Here is a 17077-nt window from a genome sequence, read left to right on the forward strand (position 1 = left end):
ACATCATGATTAATAAATGATGACAGTTTCTAGGCTGCGCAAACTCGATGGTGCTGAATTTGATAAATTCTGAGTAAAAAATTTGACTTGTCCTGCTCAGGACTTACAATACCGCTTTCGAATTTCTACATCTGCCAAAATTATGACGAATGATCAATTAGACCAGCAAGTCGTCGAGCTAGACAACTTAAATGAACACCGCGAAATTGTGACATTTATGCGTCGTTCATCTCCGCTGAACACCTCGCAACGTACTGCGCTTGAACAATATGGTCACATGATTTTGGAATATCCTGTAGGTGACTTACGTCAGCAGTTTGAACATCCAGAACGTCCGCTCACGGTTGAAATCGGCTTTGGTATGGGACGTTCATTGGTCTTGATGGCACAGGCCAACCCTGAACGTAACTATGTCGGGATTGAAGTGCATGTTCCGGGGATTGCGCAATGTGTGTATGAAGCTGGAATTGCAGGTTTAACCAATCTTCGTCTTTTAGATGCAGATGCTATTCAAGTATTACGTGAAATGCCAGATAACAGCATCAACGCTGTGCAACTGTACTTCCCAGACCCATGGCAGAAAAAACGTCACTTCAAACGTCGCTTCGTATCCCATGACCGTATGCCACTGGTTGAGCAAAAGTTAGAAATGGGTGGCACATTCCACGCAGCGACAGACTGGGAACCATATGCAGAATGGATGATTGATGTACTCGATAACCGTCCAAATCTTGAAAATATGGCAGGAAAAGGCAACAGCTACCCACGTCCAGACTGGCGTCCACAAACTAAATTTGAACGTCGTGGACTCGAAGAAGGTCATAAGATCAACGACTTCTTATTTAAGAAAATTAAATAAATTTTAGATCTCATAAAAATAGGGCCAAGAGCCCTATTTTTATGGCCGATGTTTTAAAACACATGCCGAATTTCAACCGTTGGATCATGTTCATCCAAACGTTTTGCCAAAATATGTAAACGTCGTGTCGGCACTGCGGGAAACAAATGATGCTCCACATGATAAAACATGTTGTAGGTCACGATCCGTTTAAACTCATTACGCACAGTACGCGCCATATAGACATGATCTTCCGTATCATGATGCACCGTCCACACTGCAAAAAATGCCGTCATACATTGCCCAATCAACATGGCACTGACATGGTATTTTAAAATACTGATATCCAAGACCATAAAAACCAAAAACAAGACAATGACGTTGGCAACCAGCTCAGCAGACATCCATTTTTTCTGGGTTTTAGTCCCAACCTCAAAGGCTTTTTTATGTAATATCCATGGAAAAACTGGGCCAAAAAGCAAAGCTTGCCACCACTTCATGGTTGCACTTTTTGCTTCAATATCTTCGTCCTGCATACAGTGCTGATGGTGTCGCAGGTGATTAATTTGTACAGCATGCATCGAACCGAGCATGACGATGCTCAAAACAAACATGACCCAATGAGTCGCAGGACGGCTAATACCTAAGGCAAAATGAAAAGCGTTATGCACCTGTCTAAGCCCTGTTAAGAAAAACATAAACGAGCAAAACAGCGCCAAGACATACCACTGTAAACCTGCAAAAATGAAAGAGACGATCAACCACGGTAAAGAGATAAATAACTCACTGATCACATCGGTACGACCTAAATGAACGAGATCTTTCCACTGCACTTGTTCTAATAATGAATGTGAACGCATATACCCTCTATTTGTATTTATTTTAAGCAACACTGTACCGAATCTTAGGGCATAAAAAAGCCACGTTTTCAGTGGCTTTGCTTGTTCTTTGTGACTCGCTTCTTCGTTTATTATTTTAAATATCAACTGTGACGTTGACTGATCTGCTGACTCATTAAGGCATATACGTCAGCAAGATCCGCTCGTTGAGCTTGCGCGAGCATCTGTTGATGCATCTGTAGAATATTCTGATCCTGACGCATCGCAGGGCCAGTTTGCATCTGCTTCGGGTCATTCTGTGTGGCTTTCTGCGCAGTTTCTAAGATCAATGGTTGTAGCAGATTAAAATCGACCTGCTCTGCATCCACCACTTGTTTCGCCATGTCATAACAATAATTACTAAAATTACAGGCAAAGACAGCCGCTAAATGCAAACTTAGACGCTGCGCAGAGCTGTAGCTATACACGCGTTGGCTCAGGCTTTCTGCCAGTATATGTAGTCTTTGAAGATCCGTATTTTCAGTGGCTTCTACAAACAACGGTGTATTTGACCAATCAATTTCACGTTCTAAGCTAAAGGTCTGTAAGGGATAAAAAACTCCTGCACGTGCATGTTTCGTAGACAAAACTGAAAGCGCTGTACTCCCCGAAGTATGTACAATCAACACATTCGGCAGATATTCAGTCAAGGCCAAAATCACACTCGGAATAGACTGATCACTTACTGCAATCATCACCAAATCCACATCAGCATTTAACTGCTTAAAATGACTGACCGCCTTTGCATGTGCAACTTGCGCTAAATCCGCAGCTTTGTCGAAGCTTCGGCTATAAATATTGATGATTTCATGCTGAGACATCAGGGCTTTGGCCAAATGATGAGCCACCCGCCCTGCTCCAATTAAACTGATCCGCATCTTCATTTCACTATTTTAAAGTGCCTACAGCATGCCAATAAAAAAAGGATGAAGCAATTCATCCTTTTTTATTAAATTGCTCTGTACACGACAAAAATAGATAACTCATTGAAATAATGTCATAATAATTGTTTTCTAACGACGAATACTATGACACATCTCAATGAGTTATATCTTATCTTAAACAAATATCTAAAATGGAACAAGTCACATTTAAAGTGCTTTGCGCTCATCATGCTTGTGATTATTTTAAAGCAAACATGTAATCTTTCTTCTGCATCTAAAGCCTTGCCCATCAAGTGCTTACCACAATCATTTTATCGACGTATGCAGCGCTTCTTTGCAGGTCAGTATTTTGATTATCGTCAAATTTCTCAGTTGATTTTCAATATGTTTTCATTCGACCAAGTGCAACTGACTTTAGATAGAACCAATTGGAAATGGGGAAAACGAAATATTAATATCCTGATGCTCGCAATCGTTTATCGTGGAATAGCGATACCTATCCTTTGGACATTGCTTAATAAACGTGGAAATTCAGATACGAAAGAGCGCATTGCTTTGATTCAACGCTTTATAGCCATTTTTGGTAAAGACCGTATTGTGAATGTGTTCGCAGACAGAGAGTTTATCGGTGAGCAGTGGTTTACATGGTTAATTGAACAAGACATCAACTTCTGCATTCGTGTTAAAAAAACTTCATTGTCACCAATCATTTAGGAAAGAATCATAAAATTAGTGATTTATTTCGCCATCTTAAAGTTGGTCAAATTGAATGTCGTAAACGACGGATTTTGGTTGGTCGGGTGAAACTATATATAAGTGCACTACAGTTAGAAAATGGAGAGCTTTTACTCGTCGTTTCTCCTCAGTTTAATGCCAATGCTATTCAGGATTATGCATTACGCTGGGAAATTGAAACCTTATTCAGTTGTCTCAAAGGACGCGGGTTTAATCTTGAAAATACGCGCTTGACAGACCCTAGACGAGTGAAAAAATTGATTGCGGTGTTAGCTATAAGCTTCTGTTGGTGTTACTTAACGGGTGAATGGCAACATGATCAAAAAAAAGTGATAAAAATAAAGAAGCATGGACGACTCTCAATGAGTTTATTTCGCTATGGTTTAGACTATGTTCAAATGGCGATTCAGCGTTTAATTGGTTTTGGGAAAAAAGAAGAGTTTAAGGAAATTTTGGCAATTTTAAGAAGGCAGAACCCTGATAGGATAAGGGTTCTGTGAAATTTGTCGTGTACAGAGATTAAATTGACACTGACCAACTAAAACTTACGCAGGGTCAAAATCTGTTCACTACGACCAAATGGGCCTTGCTCATCGTGCAAAACCGCACTGGTTAAGCCAATACCATCATCACCATATTGCTGAGTCGCTTCCAAACCTAACCATTTCCCTTGGGGTAAACGGTATAAATGCAGTTGTAGATCTAAATTGGGAAAACCCCATCCAGATGCTGGATTTTGACGTGGGACAATACCGTTGGCTGTATCCACCATACCCAATAAACGCACAAAACTTGATGTGTCCTGAGCTTCCACCATGTCCAAATCATTATGTAACCAGACAATGCCTTTACCCGCACGGTGCCCTTCTGCCGCACGTGTCTCAATACTCTGGATATAACCACCCGGCCAACATTTCATCCCATCCCATACTGGCAAAGTTTCAGGATGTACAATCGATTGATCTTCTAGCCCTGCAATTGCACTGGTATCTTGCTTCATCATTTTCCAAGCACGGGCCACAATACAAGTCTTCCCGTTTGCCTGCATTTCCGCCTCGATCAGTTCAATGGTTTTTCCAGCACGAATGACACGGGTATGCACCGTAAACTCACCAAAAGCGATCAGTCCAAAAATATCTAAACTCACGCGTCCAATGCGCATCTCATCGCGTGGTTGAAACTGCTCTAACTCCGCACATAAAACCCCTGTTGCAGGTGCCATGTGCTGTTCATGCGGGTTCCATGCGCCTTGTGCATGAATATTGGAAAGATAAGACGCCGTACAGCTCCCATCACTGTGCTGTTCACGATTTAAAAGTTGATAATAGGCTGCCATGTGTATTCCTTCATTCTTATCTTTAAAATGTATCTTTTCACTGCCATTGGTTTTTACTTTTGTGCAAAAAAAACCATAATAATTCAACAGTTGACTATAGTTTCGTACTTCATGAAATCCAACTTTAGTCAGAAGCTCTCGCATCTGGCTGACCGAGACCAAATAAAAATCTTGTTGCAGGCGCTCAATCATTTTTTCACTCTGTACCACCGTCAAACCATTGCTCTGACATAAGGTTTGTAGAACCTTGAGTTCAGTGTCATCACTAGAGCTCATCAGGTCATAGCTTAGTAAAATGGCTTGATTTTTAAGACAGCGTAAAATGTCGGCAAAGAAGAATAGCTTTGCTTCAAGTGGAATAAAATGCGCCACCAATATGGCTAAAGCGGCATCAAACTCTGCACTTTCCTGTAATGCCGTCGTATCACCATGCACAAAGTGAACACGCGTTAAATCACTCTGGGTCTCGCTCAATAACTGCTGCGCTTTTTCAATCATGGTCAAAGATGGGTCAACAGCGGTAAAACTCCACGCCGGATGCTGCGCCAACAAATATGAAAGCTCATAACCTGTTCCACATCCCACAATCAATACATGCGCATGTTCTGGTAAATGTGTTTTTAAAATGGCTTGAATTTGCAGATGAACCAACTCATATCCTGGAATGAGCTTACGAATATGTTGATCATAACCATCCACTACAGTTTGACTCTGAAAGTCTTTCGCCATTTTATTGTTCACTCATCTACTTTTATTCGTCGCCCTAAATCTACACTTTCATGATCACATGTTCTAGCACTTAAGCCACAGCCATAGCATCGACCGTTAACTCAGCAAGTTGCGGTTTGGCTTTTTCTGCATGTAGACCCAGTTTTTGAAAGAGTTGTTGATCCTTGCCTTGTGCTGTATTTGGCGCAGTCAGCAATTTCTCACCAGAAAACAATGAGTTTGCACCGGCCATAAAAGCCAAAGCTTGGTCGGCATCGGACAACGATTCACGTCCTGCGGACAGACGAATATAACTTTTCGGCATAATGATGCGCGCTACTGCAATAGTGCGAATCCACTCGGTCACATCTAACTTTTCAACTTCTGCCAAAGGCGTACCTTGCATAGGAACCAGCATGTTGATCGGCACAGATTCGGGATGTATCGGTAAAGTCGCCAATTCAAATAATAAGCCAATTCGATCTTTGGTCTCTTCACCTAGGCCAACAATTCCGCCACTACACACTTTTAAGCCTGCTTCTCGAACATGACTTAAGGTATCTAGACGGTCGTCAAAGCTACGCGTACTAATCACATTCGGATAGTACTCACGAGACGTGTCTAAGTTATGGTTAATAATCGAGTCCTGCACCTTTTAAACGCTCTGCTTGGGAGGCATTCAGCATGCCTAGGGTCATACAGGTTTCTAAACCCAATGCTTTCACTTCACGCACCATATCCAAGACATAAGGCATATCGCGTTCATGTGGATTTCGCCATGCTGCGCCCATACAAAACCGTGTAGAACCCGAGGCCTTGGCCTGCTGTGCTTCGCTAATGACCTTTTCAACCGCAATTCTTTTTTCAGCTTCAAGCTTTGAGTCATAGCGCGCAGACTGTGAACAGTATTTGCAGTCTTCAGGGCATTTGCCTGTTTTGATCGATAGTAAAGTACTGACTTGAATCGCATTCGCTTCAAAGTACTGACGATGAATTTTCTGTGCTTGAAAGACCAAATCTAAAAAAGGCTGTTGGTAGAGTGCTTGTATTTCAGCGCGAGTCCAATCATTTCTCAGGTGCATATGCTATTCCTTTTGCTTTAACCCAGCAAAGGAAAGTCCGTCTTCAACCTTATGCGATTTCTTTCAAATCCAGTTCATTATGCATAAATTCCTGCAATTTAAACTTCTGCGCTTTGCCCGAAGCCGTCATTGGGAACTCATTAAAAAACCGGACATAACGTGGAACTTTATTGTGTGAAATATGTTCCGCACAGTACTGACGGATCGACTCTTCAGTAATTTCATGATGCTCATGTAAAATAATACAAGCACATAATTCTTCACCATAACGTGTATCGGGCAGACCAATGACTTGGACATCGCTGACATCAGGATGGGTATATAAAAAGTCTTCGATTTCTTTCGGGAATAAGTTTTCCCCGCCACGAATGACGACATCCTTAATCCGGCCTTTAATTTTCACAAAACCAGCTTCATCCATTTCTGCGATGTCACCTGTATGCATCCAGCGTGCCGAATCAATCACTTCTTGTGATTTTTCATGGTCTTCCCAATACCCCAACATCACCGAATAGCCGCGAACACACAGTTCACCCAACTGACCACGTGGTACGACTTTGCCTTGTTCATCTACAATTTTAATTTCAAGATGTGGATGGACGCGCCCCACGGTTCCGACCCGTTGTTCAACTGAATCCGAGGTTGAACTTTGTGCACTGACAGGTGCCGTTTCAGTCATACCATAGCAAATGGTAATTTCGGACATATGCATCCGATCAATAACACGTTGCATAATTTCACGTGGACAAGGACTGCCCGCCATAATGCCTGTACGTAAACTGGAAAGATCAAAATCATCGAACTGTTCATGCTCTAAAATAGCAATGAACATGGTCGGTACACCGTATGCAGCCGTACATTTTTCCTGCTGAATGGCTTTTAACGTTTCTAAAGGATTGAACACCGCCGATGGATAGACCATGGTTGAACCATGCGTAATACAGGCCAAATTACCCATCACCATACCGAAACAGTGAAAGAGCGGTACAGAAATACAGACTCGATCGGCAGGACTTAAGTGAATGGCTTCACCAACAAAATAACCATTATTTAGAATATTATTATGTGTCAGCATTGTGCCTTTCGGGTTACCTGTGGTGCCCGAAGTAAACTGGATATTGATTGTTTCATCAAACTGCGATTCGCTTGCAACAAGCTCTAATTGATTGAGCTGTCTCTTGCTGGGGGGAGTAAGCAAATCACTAAAACGATGTAAACCCGTATGTTCTTCTTCATCAATTTTAATAATATATTTCAAATGTGGCAGTCTTTCTGCCTTTAACACTTTATTTTCAGCACCTTTAATTTCAGGTGCAATTTTCATTAAAATATCTTGATAATTCGTGCTTTTAAATTGTGATGCAATGACCAAGCCCTTACAAGAAACTTTATTCAACACATATTCGAGCTCATTACTTTTATAAGCAGGATTCAAGTTGACTAAAATGATGCCCGCTTTAAACGCAGCAAACTGGGTAATCGTCCATTCCACACAGTTCGGAGACCAAATCGCAAGTCGATCGCCTTTTTTCAAGCCCAGTTTTAGTAAACTACAGGCAAATGCATTGACCTGAGTTTGCAATTCCTTATACGTGAGTCTGACATTTTGATGCAGGCTGACAACAGCATCTTGTTCCGCATACTGCTGACAAGCCTGATCAAATTTCTCACCAATCGTCATGCCTAATAGGGGCTGACTGCTCGTTCCATAGGCATAACTTAACCGTTCTTGTGTCATCGAATCGATCTCCTTGATTCATTGTAATCTTGTTATTCAACTTTAATTGTTCTATGACTACTTCCCTTCAAACACCAAGCCTTTGTGTTCACACCTGCTACTATTTTTCCTCCTGAACCTGAACTGCATTGACACAAAATTCAGCAATTTGTTTCACAAAGTAGTCTTTATAGTTTTGATCAAACATCACATTTCGAGACGGATTTAAGGGCTCAATCACCACAAAAGTCATGGCACCGACCACACAAAGTGCTGCGGTATTTAAATCTTCAAATCCAAACTCACCGTTAATTTTCCCTGCGGCCAGTATTTCTTTGATGCTCTGTTTAATCAGCTGTTTACTGCGAAAACGTTCATGTTCTAACTCAGCATCGACTGGTTCAAACATGAGTGAATACGCAAGTTGGGGGCTATTCATGGCACGTTTCACAAACGTCGTTACCGCCTTGTCCAATTTCTGTTTTGACGAGAGCTCACTTTCAGCAATGTGATTTAAAATTTTCACCTCATGCTGTATGGCTTCAGACAAAACCTCAATTAACACTTGGCTTTTGTTATCGAAGTATCGATACACCAAACCACTCGAAACACCCGCGCGTTCAGCAATTGCTTGAATTTGCGCGTCTTTAATCCCCCCTTGAGCAATAAGTTCACGAGCGGATTGCAAAATCGCTTCACGATTTTGTTCCATGCGTTCTTGCATCAACGATGATCTTTTATAACTCATAATTCTATTCTCAACCAGATAAAATGAATTGTAAATCAATTTGTGAATTTTAGTTCACTTTTTTAAAAATTCGATGTATTGTAAAAATCAAGCACAACAAAAATGCTTTATCAGGAACAATAAATACACTCATAGGACGAATGAAGAAATGACCCTACAAAGCTTAAATTTCGGTTTAGATGAAACACTCATTGCACTGCGTGATTCCGTTGCGGCTTTTTGTGCCAAGGAAATTACTCCTATTGCGCAACAAGTCGATCAGAACAACGAATTTCCAGCTCAGTTGTGGAAAAAATTTGGCGATATGGGCTTACTCGGTCTGACCGTCAGTGAAGAATATGGCGGTACAGGCCTAGGTTATTTAGCGCATATCATTGCCATGCAAGAAATCTCACGTGCTTCAGCTTCGATTGGTCTTTCTTATGGTGCACATTCTAACCTATGTGTGAATCAAATTAACCGAAATGGCAGCGAGGAACAAAAGCAGCGCTATTTACCTAAGCTAATTTCAGGTGAATACGTCGGTGCACTCGCAATGTCTGAACCAAACGCAGGCTCAGACGTGGTGAGCATGAAACTCAAAGCTGAAGATTGTGGCGATCACTTCCTGTTAAATGGTTCAAAAATGTGGATCACCAATGGTGGTGATGCTGATGTGCTTGTGGTTTATGCCAAAACGGATCTGCATGCAGGCGCTAAAGGCATGACCGCTTTCCTTGTAGAAAAAGGCATGGAAGGTTTTAGCCATGGCACACATTTAGACAAGTTGGGTATGCGCGGTTCGAACACTTACCCTCTGTTCTTTGACAATGTAAAGGTGCCAAAAGAAAACGTGATGGGCGGTGTAGGAAACGGCACGAAAGTACTTATGAGTGGTTTGGACTATGAGCGTGCAGTTCTGAGTGCAGGTCCTTTAGGCATTATGGATGCCTGCATGGACACCGTGATTCCCTATATCCATGACCGTAAACAATTCGGCCAAGCGCTCGGTGAGTTCCAGTTGATGCAAGGCAAAATTGCCGATATGTATTCGACTTGGTTGGCATGTAAAGCGTTGGTCTATGCCGTGGGTGCTGAGTGCGATAAGGCTGACCATAGCCGTAGCCTACGTAAAGATGCAGCCAGTGCAATTTTATATGCTGCGGAAAAAGCTACATGGATGGCAGGTGAAACCATTCAAACCTTAGGTGGAAATGGCTATATCAATGAATTCTCTGCAGGCCGTCTATGGCGCGATGCAAAACTCTATGAAATTGGCGCGGGAACTTCTGAAATTCGCCGTATGTTGATTGGCCGTGAACTGTTTAATGAAACAGCTTAATCCTCCACAACAATAAAAATGACAAGGATGTTCGTGATGAATCAATTACATAGCAAGATCAATATTCGAAGTGAAGACTTCAAAACCAACCAAACCGCGATGCAAAGCTTGGTCGATGACTTAAAGCAAAAAGCAGAACAAATTGCTTTAGGCGGCGGTGAAGCGGCGCGACAAAAGCATTTAGCACGCGGAAAACTGTTAGCACGTGATCGTATTGATCAGTTAATTGATGCAGGCACGGCATTCCTTGAAATTGGTCAGTTGGCAGCACAAAACGTCTACGCAGACGATGTGCCTGCGGCTGGTGTCGTTGCTGGTGTAGGTCAGGTCAATGGTGTGACCTGCATGATCGTCGCCAACGATGCGACAGTAAAAGGCGGCACGTACTACCCACTGACTGTGAAAAAACACTTACGTGCTCAAGAAATTGCGGAGCAAAACCATCTGCCCTGTATTTATTTGGTGGACTCAGGTGGTGCATATTTACCGATGCAGGATGAAGTTTTCCCTGACCGTGATCACTTTGGGCGTATTTTCTATAATCAAGCACGCATGTCGAGCATGGGGATTGCCCAAATTGCGGTGGTAATGGGGAGTTGTACGGCTGGCGGTGCATACGTACCTGCCATGTCTGATGAAACCATTATTGTGCGTAATCAAGGGACGATTTTCTTAGGTGGCCCACCGCTGGTGAAAGCGGCAACAGGTGAAGTGGTCAGCAGTGAAGACTTAGGCGGTGGTGATGTGCATACTCGCCTGTCAGGTGTGGCCGATCATTTGGCTGAAAACGATGAACATGCCATTGCCATTGCTCGTAACATCGTAGCCAACCTAAATAAAGCACCACATACGCGTGCAACAGAGATTGAAGAACCGTTATTTGATGCAACTGAACTGTATGGTGTTGTTCCAAGTGATGCACGCAAACCATTCGATATTCGTGAAGTAATTGCGCGCATTGTCGATGGTTCACGGTTTGATGAATTCAAAGCTCGCTTTGGCACCACCTTAGTCACTGGTTTTGCCAAAATCTATGGCATGCCCATTGGCATTATTGCCAACAACGGTATTTTATTTTCAGAGTCTGCACAAAAAGGGGCTCACTTTATTGAGCTTTGTACACAGCGCAATATTCCCCTACTGTTCCTTCAAAACATTACTGGCTTTATGGTCGGTCGCCAATACGAAAATGAAGGCATTGCCAAAAATGGCGCCAAACTGGTCATGGCTGTTGCAACCGCAAATGTCCCGAAACTTACCCTTGTGATTGGTGGTTCATTTGGTGCAGGCAACTACGGAATGTGTGGTCGTGCCTATTCTCCACGCTTCATGTGGACATGGCCGAACTCGCGTATTTCGGTCATGGGTGGTGAACAAGCGGCAAGTGTATTGTCGACCTTAAAGCGTGATCAAATCGAAAAACGTGGCGAGTCTTGGTCTGCGGCAGAAGAAGATGATTTTAAACAACCTTTTCGCGATCAGTTTGAACGTCAAGGCCATCCATATTATGCATCGGCGCGTTTGTGGGATGACGGTGTGATTGACCCTGCACAAAGCCGTCAGGTACTCGGTTTAAGTTTAGCCGCAGCCTTAAATGCACCCATTCAACCGACCAAATTCGGCGTGTTCCGCATGTAGGAGATGAGTGATGAGCTTTCAATATTTACAACTCGAACAACGCGACCAAGTGGCAACGGTATGGATTAATCGTGCAGAAATGCATAATGCCTTCAATACTCAAGTGATTGAAGAACTGCACCGCTGCTTTAGCGAACTCAATACGCGTGATGATGTCCGTGTGGTGATTTTAGGAGGACGTGGCAAAAGCTTCTCGGCGGGTGCTGACCTGAACTGGATGAAAGAAGCAGGACAAGCCTCACAGGCTGAAAATGAAGCTGATGCATTAAAACTAGCGAAAATGCTACAAAGCTTAGCAACATTAAAACAGCCGACCATCGCCCGTGTGCAAGGCATTGCTTTTGGTGGTGGGATGGGACTGGCTTCTGCCTGTGATATTTGTGTGGCAAGCAGCGATGCTAAGTTTGCAACCTCTGAAGTGCGCTTAGGTTTAGCCCCTTCAACCATTAGCCCTTATGTGATTCGTGCGATTGGTGCACGTCAGGCTTCACGCTACTTTTTAACCGCAGAGCGTATTTCTGCGGAGCAAGCCCTACACATTGGTCTAGCGCATGTGGTGGCCGATGCTGAACAGTTAGATGAAAAAGTCGCAGAAATGGTCGATGCCTTACTTTTGGGTGGGCCAGAAGCACAAACGGCTTCAAAACAACTCATCCAAATGGTCGACCAGCAAGTGTTAACTGAAGCATTGTTGTTGCAAACCGCACAACATATTGCCCATGTACGCCAAGGATCAGAGGCGAAAAATGGCTTAAATGCTTTTTTAAATAAACACAGTCCAGTCTGGATCAAGACGACGGCATAACAACAAGAAAGGATATCGATATGTTTAATAAAATCTTAATTGCAAACCGTGGTGAAATTGCTTGTCGTGTGATCCGAACTGCAAAAAAAATGGGCATTGCCACTGTTGCAGTCTATTCAGATGCTGACGCTCAGGCACGACATGTGCAACAAGCGGACGAAGCCATTTGTATCGGCGAATCTCCTGCTGCACAAAGCTATCTACAAATTGAACGTATTATCCAAGCTGCCTTAGATACAGGTGCAGAAGCAATTCATCCGGGTTATGGCTTTTTATCTGAAAATGACCAATTTGCCAATGCCTGCCAAAAAAACAACATTGTCTTTATTGGTCCACCTGTAGATGCCATTTTAGCCATGGGCCTCAAAGCCACCTCAAAATCTGTAATGGAAAAAGCAGGCGTACCGCTGACACCGGGCTACCATGGCACCAACCAAGATCCTGATTTTTTAAAACAACAAGCCGATGCCATTGGCTACCCTGTACTGATTAAAGCCAGTGCTGGCGGTGGTGGTAAAGGCATGCGTTTAGTTGATCGCGGCGAAGACTTTTTAAGCCATCTAGCTTCATGTAAAAGTGAGGCGCGTTCAAGCTTTGGCAATGACGATGTTCTGGTTGAACGCTATGTAGTACAACCGCGCCATATTGAAGTACAAGTTTTTGGTGATACACATGGTAACTATGTGCACCTCTTTGAACGCGATTGTTCGGTACAACGTCGCCATCAAAAAGTATTAGAAGAAGCACCTGCACCCCAAATGGCAGAGCCAAAACTCGAAGCCATGCGCCAAGCCGCTATTGATGCAGCACGTGCAGTGGATTATGTCGGTGCAGGTACAGTTGAATTTATTGTGGAACAAGACGGCACGGCGTATTTCATGGAAATGAATACCCGCCTGCAAGTTGAGCATCCTGTAACAGAGATGATTACAGGGCAAGATTTGGTGGAATGGCAACTACGTGTCGCTTTTGGTGAACCACTGCCTAAACAACAACACGAGCTCAGTATTCATGGTCATGCATTAGAAGCGCGTGTCTATGCTGAAGAGCCTGAAAAAGGTTTCTTACCTGCGATTGGGAAAATCCACTACCTGCACTACCCTCAGCAAAATGAGCATGTCCGTGTAGACAGTGGCATCGTTGAAGGGGATGAAATCACGACCTTTTACGACCCAATGATTGCCAAATTAATTGTTTGGGCAAAGAATCGTGAAGCAGCACTCACCCAAATGCACCACGCACTGAGTCAATTTCATGTCGATGGCTTGGGCAATAACATTGCATTCTTAGACCGTTTGGTCCGTTCAGAGTCTTTTAAAACCGCCAATCTAGACACCAACTTAATTCAACGTGAAGAAGCGTTTTTATTGCAACACAATGAAACAGCCTCTTCAGAGCTCATCATCACGGCAGCATTGATTGAACTCTTGTCCCGTTTTGCCAGCAATAAAACAGCTGCAAATTCTGTATGGCAAGCCGAGTCTCTATGGCGTTTAAATATTAATGCCAGCTATGCCATTAAACTGGCACTGAACGATGAAGAACATAAAGTCTATTTCAGCCCAGCGGCAAAAGGCTTTACAGCAAAGTACAATGGACATAGCGTTTTCATTCAGGGTGAATTGTTAGAGGCACATTTAGCTAAAATTGAATGTGCAACAAGCAAAAAGACCTATGCTTATAGTTCAAATGCACAGGGCCTAACCCTTTATGCAGACGGTCAAAGCTATAAATTTGCACATATTCAGCCTAACTTTAATACGGAAGATGATGCTTCTGATGCCAACAACTTAAAAGCACCAATGCCAGGTGTAATCACGCAAGTCTTGGTACAAAACAACAGCGCAGTAAAAAAAGATGATGTCCTCCTCACGCTAGAAGCGATGAAAATTGAATATTCAATTCGTGCTCCACATGATGGCATTGTCTCTGCAGCTTACTTCCAAGTCGGTGATCAGGTCAAAGCGGGTGATGAATTGGTTGAGTTTTCAAGCTTGGAAGGTGCCGCATGAGTGAATTTGTCAAAATTGTCGAAGTTGGGCCGCGAGATGGTTTGCAAAATGAAAAGACACCGCTCACTTTGGATGACCGTCGTAAACTGATTTTAGATTTAATGCAGACAGGACTCCGTGCAATTGAAGTGGGCTCTTGTGTCTCTGCAAAGTGGGTTCCACAAATGGCACAAAGTGACGAACTCTTTGCCAGCTTACCTAAAGATCCGAATATCAGTTTTAATTTACTGACTCCGAACTTGAAAGGGTTTGAGTCTGCTTTGGCTGCCGGCTGTCAAGAGGTTGCCGTTTTTACTGCAGCCTCCGAAAGCTTTACCCAAAAAAACATCAATTGCTCCATTGACGAAAGCTTTGAAAAATTTGCAGACATCATGACTGCGGCGAAAGCCCATAACATCAAAGTGCGTGGTTATGTGTCTTGTATTGTGGACTGCCCCTATGAAGGTGCAATTGCACCGAGCAAAGTTGCACACGTCAGTCAACGTTTGCTAGACATGGGCTGTTATGAAGTGTCCTTAGGTGAAACGATCGGCACGGCGACACCAGACCGTGTGAAAAAAGTCTGGCAGGCATGTTTAGCTGAAATGGATGCCGCGAGTTTAGCAGGACATTTTCATAATACCTATGGCATGGCCATTGCCAATATTTACCAGTCTTTAGAACAAGGCATTCGTGTATTTGATTCGTCCATTGCAGGTTTAGGTGGCTGCCCTTATGCCAAAGGCGCATCAGGCAATGTGTCCACAGAAGACCTTTACTACCTACTCTCCAACATGGGTTATGACACAGGGATTGATCTTGATGCACTGATGATTGCCAGCCAAAACATCAGCCAAGTACTGCAACGCACCAATCCATCTAATTATGCCAATGCCTACTGGCAAAAACGCTGTGCCTAAGCCATTCAATTGATAACGAGAACACTATGGTCAATAAAGTTTATTCAAGTGCAAAGGGTGCACTGCAAGATGTAGTTCAAGATGGTCAAACCTTAGCGGTTGGTGGCTTTGGTTTATGCGGTATTCCAGAAAGTCTAATTACAGCCTTAAAACAAACGGGCGTGAAAAACCTCACCTGTATTTCGAACAATGCAGGTGTCGATGGTTTCGGCTTAGGTCTCTTATTAGAAAGCAAACAAATCAAAAAAATGATTGCTTCTTATGTGGGTGAAAACAAAGAATTTGAACGTCAGTTCTTAAGTGGTGAGCTTGAAGTGGAGCTCACCCCTCAAGGCACGCTGGCAGAAAAACTCCGTGCTGGTGGTGCGGGCATTCCGGCTTTCTTTACCGCAACAGGCGTAGGTACGCTCATTGCCGAAGGCAAAGAAGAGCGTGAGTTTAATGGCAAACCTTATATTCTAGAAAACTCACTCACCGCTGACATTGCACTCGTGAAGGCATACAAGGCCGATACTGCAGGTAACTTAATTTTCCGTAAAACCGCACAAAACTTTAACCCTGTATGTGCCATGGCTGGAAAAGTCTGCATTGTCGAAGTTGAGGAAATTGTTGAAATTGGCGCTTTAGACCCAGACCAGATTCACCTGCCGGGTATTTATGTCAATCGCATTGTGCTGAATGCAAACCCTGAAAAACGTATCGAACAACTCACATTAAAAGAGGAGGCTTAACCCATGGCTTGGTCTCGTAATGAAATGGCACAACGTGCAGCGCTTGAGCTGGAAGATGGTTTTTATGTCAATTTAGGTATTGGCTTACCCACACTGGTGGCCAACTATATTCCTGAAAACGTCAACGTCTGGTTACAGTCTGAAAATGGATTGTTGGGTATTGGCGAGTTTCCAACGGCGGAAACAGTCGATGCCGATTTAATCAATGCTGGAAAACAAACTGTTACCGCACGTCAGGGCGCCGCATTTTTCTCTAGTGCAGATTCTTTTGCCATGATCCGTGGAGGTCATGTCAATATCGCCATTTTAGGGGCAATGGAAGTCTCACAAAATGGCGATTTGGCCAACTGGATGATTCCGGGTAAAAAAGTCAAAGGCATGGGTGGCGCGATGGATTTGGTGGCTGGAGTGCAAAAAGTGGTGGTGCTCATGGAACACTCTGCAAAAGATGGTACGCCGAAAATTGTCGAGCAGTGCAGCCTACCCCTGACAGGCAAAAATGTCGTACATCGCGTGATTACTGATCTCGGTGTCATGGACATTACGCAAGAAGGTGTGAAATTAGTTGAACTGGCGAAAGATGTCAGTTTTGAAGATATTCAAAAAGTGACAGGTGTTCCCCTCATCCGCTAATTCGACATCATTTATACAATAGAAAAATAATCCAATGCCTTTAAAGCAGCGATCCTGTTTTAAAGGCATTTCTATTCTATCAGCACGGATAGGCTGAATCAAAAATTCATAC

14 protein-coding genes and 2 pseudogenes are annotated in these 17077 nt (G+C 43.3%); 9 read left to right on the forward strand and 7 right to left on the reverse strand.

The window, feature by feature from the left end; genetic code table 11:
• Positions 1-142 precede the first annotated feature (142 nt).
• Entirely contained in the window at positions 143-859 is a 717-nt protein-coding gene (gene trmB / locus AC4CUX_RS01180) for a tRNA (guanosine(46)-N7)-methyltransferase TrmB (protein ID WP_005400603.1), read from the forward strand.
• 53 nt (positions 860-912) lie between these two features.
• Here trmB and AC4CUX_RS01185 read toward each other — a convergent pair whose 3' ends face one another.
• Both AC4CUX_RS01185 and AC4CUX_RS01190 read right to left on the reverse strand, forming a co-directional pair.
• A complete protein-coding gene (locus AC4CUX_RS01185; RefSeq protein WP_201951883.1) occupies positions 913-1698 on the reverse strand; it encodes a fatty acid desaturase family protein in 786 nt (261 codons plus the stop codon).
• Positions 1699-1820: 122 nt separating this feature from the next.
• Positions 1821-2594: a Rossmann-like and DUF2520 domain-containing protein gene (locus AC4CUX_RS01190; RefSeq protein ID WP_201951886.1), complete on the reverse strand. Its 774-nt coding sequence runs from the start codon at positions 2592-2594 to the stop codon at positions 1821-1823.
• A 150-nt stretch (positions 2595-2744) separates the two neighbouring features.
• Here AC4CUX_RS01190 and AC4CUX_RS01195 point away from each other — a divergent pair.
• Positions 2745-3835, forward strand: a protein-coding gene (locus tag AC4CUX_RS01195) for an IS4-like element ISAba1 family transposase (protein ID WP_088631513.1) whose coding sequence is annotated in 2 segments (ribosomal slippage) — positions 2745-3285 and positions 3285-3835 — 1092 coding nt in all. Because the reading frame shifts where the segments join, the coding sequence is not laid out codon by codon here.
• 38 nt (positions 3836-3873) lie between these two features.
• Here the strand turns inward: AC4CUX_RS01195 and AC4CUX_RS01200 are convergent.
• The 5 genes and pseudogenes from AC4CUX_RS01200 to AC4CUX_RS01220 all read right to left on the reverse strand — a co-directional run bounded on the left by AC4CUX_RS01200 (position 3874) and on the right by AC4CUX_RS01220 (position 8926).
• Positions 3874-4671: a thioesterase family protein gene (locus AC4CUX_RS01200; RefSeq protein WP_004696223.1), complete on the reverse strand. Its 798-nt coding sequence runs from the start codon at positions 4669-4671 to the stop codon at positions 3874-3876.
• Positions 4672-4728: 57 nt separating this feature from the next.
• Positions 4729-5400 (reverse strand): annotated as a pseudogene (locus tag AC4CUX_RS01205) (class I SAM-dependent methyltransferase); the annotation flags it as partial.
• Positions 5401-5470: 70 nt separating this feature from the next.
• Positions 5471-6461, reverse strand: a pseudogene (gene bioB / locus AC4CUX_RS01210) (biotin synthase BioB).
• Positions 6462-6510: 49 nt separating this feature from the next.
• A complete protein-coding gene (locus AC4CUX_RS01215) occupies positions 6511-8199 on the reverse strand; it encodes an AMP-binding protein (protein ID WP_201951889.1) in 1689 nt (562 codons plus the stop codon).
• A gap of 100 nt (positions 8200-8299) precedes the next feature.
• Positions 8300-8926 carry a TetR/AcrR family transcriptional regulator gene (locus AC4CUX_RS01220; RefSeq protein ID WP_004982268.1) on the reverse strand — a complete coding sequence of 209 codons (627 nt, stop codon included), beginning with the start codon at positions 8924-8926 and terminating at the stop codon, positions 8300-8302.
• 148 nt (positions 8927-9074) lie between these two features.
• Between AC4CUX_RS01220 and AC4CUX_RS01225 the strand changes: the two genes are divergently transcribed.
• Genes AC4CUX_RS01225 through AC4CUX_RS01255 form a run of 7 tightly spaced genes read left to right on the forward strand, consistent with a single transcriptional unit; the run spans position 9075 to position 16965 of the window.
• Positions 9075-10247, forward strand: coding sequence for an isovaleryl-CoA dehydrogenase (locus AC4CUX_RS01225; RefSeq protein ID WP_005400596.1), 1173 nt, complete (start codon positions 9075-9077; stop codon positions 10245-10247).
• A gap of 36 nt (positions 10248-10283) precedes the next feature.
• Positions 10284-11885, forward strand: a complete 1602-nt coding sequence (locus AC4CUX_RS01230) for a carboxyl transferase domain-containing protein (protein ID WP_201951892.1) — start codon at positions 10284-10286, stop codon at positions 11883-11885.
• Positions 11886-11895: 10 nt separating this feature from the next.
• Positions 11896-12690, forward strand: coding sequence for an enoyl-CoA hydratase/isomerase family protein (locus AC4CUX_RS01235; RefSeq protein WP_201951895.1), 795 nt, complete (start codon positions 11896-11898; stop codon positions 12688-12690).
• Positions 12691-12710: 20 nt separating this feature from the next.
• The gene (locus AC4CUX_RS01240; RefSeq protein ID WP_201951898.1) at positions 12711-14702 is read left to right on the forward strand and encodes an acetyl/propionyl/methylcrotonyl-CoA carboxylase subunit alpha; all 1992 of its coding nucleotides are present in this window, start codon (positions 12711-12713) and stop codon (positions 14700-14702) included.
• Positions 14699-15601 carry a hydroxymethylglutaryl-CoA lyase gene (locus tag AC4CUX_RS01245; protein ID WP_201951900.1) on the forward strand — a complete coding sequence of 301 codons (903 nt, stop codon included), beginning with the start codon at positions 14699-14701 and terminating at the stop codon, positions 15599-15601. The genes AC4CUX_RS01240 and AC4CUX_RS01245 overlap by 4 nt, the downstream gene beginning before the upstream one ends.
• 26 nt (positions 15602-15627) lie before the next feature.
• A complete protein-coding gene (locus tag AC4CUX_RS01250) occupies positions 15628-16332 on the forward strand; it encodes a CoA transferase subunit A (protein ID WP_201951903.1) in 705 nt (234 codons plus the stop codon).
• Between the two features lie 3 nt (positions 16333-16335).
• Positions 16336-16965 carry a CoA transferase subunit B gene (locus AC4CUX_RS01255; RefSeq protein WP_010327116.1) on the forward strand — a complete coding sequence of 210 codons (630 nt, stop codon included), beginning with the start codon at positions 16336-16338 and terminating at the stop codon, positions 16963-16965.
• Positions 16966-17077: the final 112 nt, after the last annotated feature.

The sequence above is a fragment of the Acinetobacter sp. 231_lipA genome (assembly GCF_058243005.1).

Bases quoted from the DNA above. Each gene is read 5' to 3' on its own strand.
- trmB (WP_005400603.1), top strand. From the start codon at position 143: ATGACGAATGATCAATTAGACCAGCAAGTCGTCGAGCTAGACAACTTA.
- AC4CUX_RS01185 (WP_201951883.1), bottom strand. From the start codon at position 1,698: ATGCGTTCACATTCATTATTAGAACAAGTGCAGTGGAAAGATCTCGTT.
- AC4CUX_RS01190 (WP_201951886.1), bottom strand. From the start codon at position 2,594: ATGCGGATCAGTTTAATTGGAGCAGGGCGGGTGGCTCATCATTTGGCC.
- AC4CUX_RS01200 (WP_004696223.1), bottom strand. From the start codon at position 4,671: ATGGCAGCCTATTATCAACTTTTAAATCGTGAACAGCACAGTGATGGG.
- AC4CUX_RS01215 (WP_201951889.1), bottom strand. From the start codon at position 8,199: ATGACACAAGAACGGTTAAGTTATGCCTATGGAACGAGCAGTCAGCCC.
- AC4CUX_RS01220 (WP_004982268.1), bottom strand. From the start codon at position 8,926: ATGAGTTATAAAAGATCATCGTTGATGCAAGAACGCATGGAACAAAAT.
- AC4CUX_RS01225 (WP_005400596.1), top strand. From the start codon at position 9,075: ATGACCCTACAAAGCTTAAATTTCGGTTTAGATGAAACACTCATTGCA.
- AC4CUX_RS01230 (WP_201951892.1), top strand. From the start codon at position 10,284: ATGAATCAATTACATAGCAAGATCAATATTCGAAGTGAAGACTTCAAA.
- AC4CUX_RS01235 (WP_201951895.1), top strand. From the start codon at position 11,896: ATGAGCTTTCAATATTTACAACTCGAACAACGCGACCAAGTGGCAACG.
- AC4CUX_RS01240 (WP_201951898.1), top strand. From the start codon at position 12,711: ATGTTTAATAAAATCTTAATTGCAAACCGTGGTGAAATTGCTTGTCGT.
- AC4CUX_RS01245 (WP_201951900.1), top strand. From the start codon at position 14,699: ATGAGTGAATTTGTCAAAATTGTCGAAGTTGGGCCGCGAGATGGTTTG.
- AC4CUX_RS01250 (WP_201951903.1), top strand. From the start codon at position 15,628: ATGGTCAATAAAGTTTATTCAAGTGCAAAGGGTGCACTGCAAGATGTA.
- AC4CUX_RS01255 (WP_010327116.1), top strand. From the start codon at position 16,336: ATGGCTTGGTCTCGTAATGAAATGGCACAACGTGCAGCGCTTGAGCTG.